1 protein-coding gene and 1 pseudogene are annotated in these 1,348 nt (G+C 33.2%); one reads left to right on the top strand and one right to left on the bottom strand.

Annotated elements, in window-relative coordinates:
* Nucleotides 1-342 precede the first annotated feature (342 nt).
* Entirely contained in the window at nucleotides 343-804 is a 462-nt protein-coding gene (locus tag FTT86_RS15835; RefSeq protein WP_180039238.1) for a DIP1984 family protein, read from the top strand.
* Nucleotides 805-1,190: 386 nt separating this feature from the next.
* On the opposite strand, the pseudogene FTT86_RS15830 reads toward FTT86_RS15835, so the two are convergent.
* Nucleotides 1,191-1,348 (bottom strand): annotated as a pseudogene (locus tag FTT86_RS15830) (integrase core domain-containing protein); the annotation flags it as partial.

The raw sequence follows: 1,348 nt of genomic DNA, 5'->3' as shown, positions 1-1,348 counted from the left end.
CTAGACAAAATGACACCAAATGAGTTTTACTATGATCAGCTACCCCAACAAAACAAGGTGGCTTAACTAGAGCGGAATATCACTTATAAATACGCTTTTAGTTGTTCAAACAAGTGGGACCACCTCTTAGCGAATAGTAAAATTGGGTTTGGCGATTTGATTTTACTACTTCGCTATTTTTTAAGCTAAAAGTGTCAACACACCCTAATGACAAAATATAAGACTTCTACCTCTGAAAATTATAAAAAATCAATTTTTTTGATTTTTAAAGAATGAGGATATAGTATTTGTAAAATTACTTAGCTGCTTAAAACTTAATTCTAATTGGTTAATAGGTGAAAAATGAAATTAGCAGAAGCTCTCTTACTTCGAAGTGATCAACAAAAAAAAATTATTTCACTAAAACAACGTATCAATGCAAATGTATTGGTACAAGATGGTGATAAACCATCTGAAGATCCAAATGAACTACTAAAACAAGTATTTGCTTTAATTCAAGAATTTCAAAAATTAAGTTATGCAATTCATGAAACTAATGCTTTAACAAAATTAAATGATGGTCGTTCTTTACTTGCTTTATTGACTTTGCGTGATGAATTTGTAGAACAGCACAAAACCCTAACTGCAGCAATAAGTAATACATCTCGTGAATCTGATCGTTATAGTACGCGGGAAATAAAGTGGCATAAAGTTATTCCAGTTTCATCACTACAAAAACAAGCTGATGATATTAGTCTTAAATTACGTGATTTAAATGTGTTGATTCAGTCGAGTAATTGGAAAATTGATTTGATTGATGCCTAATAGTCCTTTAGATATAATCAAGTTGAACATACTGGGCGAGTACAAGATCCCTTACTTCCACAACATAGGATTGTAAATAAAGTGTAGTGGCTTGCAAAGCAAGTGGATAAGCTTAAAATTTTAAGTACAAATCAATCCATCACTTGGCATAACTCAAATCTTTGTGCGAACAAAGTTACATGTTACTTATAACTACCATGTACTGACAGTATGTTCACCTCAATTACTAAAAATAAAGAAATGAGCAAGCACCAGCTCAACTACATTTCTATTTTTAATTCGGTTCGGCTTTGTTGCATAACGAGCTGAAAGACAGATTTTGAAAACAGCAGATTCAAATCACAAGTTGAACCGTACCGGGTTTGTCGGAGACTTTTTTATTTAAGTTAGGCCACCTGACCTAACGGGTTAATCTTATCATAGTACATTGCTTCAAACTCAAAAGGTGATACAACCCAATGCACTGTGTACACGCTTTTTATTGAACCAATCTACCCAGTTTATTGTCGCAAGTTGTACATCCGCTAAACCTTGCCAATCTGCT

The sequence above is a fragment of the Acinetobacter sp. YH01021 genome, from assembly GCF_013420255.1.
In the GTDB taxonomy this organism is placed as follows: Bacteria; Pseudomonadota; Gammaproteobacteria; order Pseudomonadales; family Moraxellaceae; genus Acinetobacter.
Note: the sequence above shows the minus strand (reverse complement) of the source record. Positions and strands in the feature narration are given on the sequence as shown.